Origin of the sequence: Kitasatospora sp. MBT63 (genome assembly GCF_000710465.2) — a bacterium.
Classification (GTDB): domain Bacteria; phylum Actinomycetota; class Actinomycetes; order Streptomycetales; family Streptomycetaceae; genus Kitasatospora.
Window position 1 is genome coordinate 1 of sequence record NZ_JAIZ01000540.1, and the last position, 724, is coordinate 724.

1 pseudogene is annotated in these 724 nt (G+C 70.4%); it reads right to left on the minus strand.

Features of this window, described 5'->3' with window-relative positions:
* Positions 1 to 724, minus strand: a pseudogene (locus AA75_RS28795) (hypothetical protein); the annotation flags it as partial.

Genomic DNA, 724 nt, shown 5'->3' on the forward strand with positions numbered 1-724 from the left:
CGGTGTTGACGCTCTTCGGGGTGCCGAAGGTCTGGGTGGTGGTGACGTCCTTGGACGTGTCACCGGTGACGTCGTGCTGGACCAGGGAGGTCCGGTTGCCGGTGGCGTCGTAGCCGTAGGTCTGCCAGTACGGTGACGGGCCGCCGACCGAACCGGCCGCCGGGCCGCCCTGGTTGGTGCAGCCGCCGATGCCGGGAACCGACGGTGCGGGCCGGGTTGCGGTGCCCGCGGTGTCGGTCCAGGCGCCCGTGAGCCGGCCCAGGTGGTCGTAGGTGAAGCACTGGGTGTCGGTCGCGGAGGCGTTCTGCTTGTCGGTGACGGAGGTGATCCGCCCGGCCGGGTTGTAGGTGTAGCCGGTCTCGTCCAGCGAGGTCGTGCCGACCTGCCGGTCCAGGAACGACTTGGCGACCCGTCCGGTCGCCCAGTCGATCTGCTGGGTGGAGACCACCTGACGTCCCCAGTCACCCACCGTGGTGCGGGTCGGGCGGCCCAGCGCGTCGTACTGGACGTCGGTGACCAGGGTGTTGTTGCCGCCGGAGGCGAGCAGCAGGCCGGTGGTGGTGTAGGTGTAGTCGATGCCCTCCGCCGGGAGGCCGCCCATCGCGGGCAGTTCGGTGTAGGCGAGGTTGCCGAGGATCGGCGTGTACTCGTTGTGGGTGGTGTAGGTGCCCGCCAGCGCCCCCTCGGAGGCGGGGATGGTCACCTTGGTGTCGACGGGCCGGTA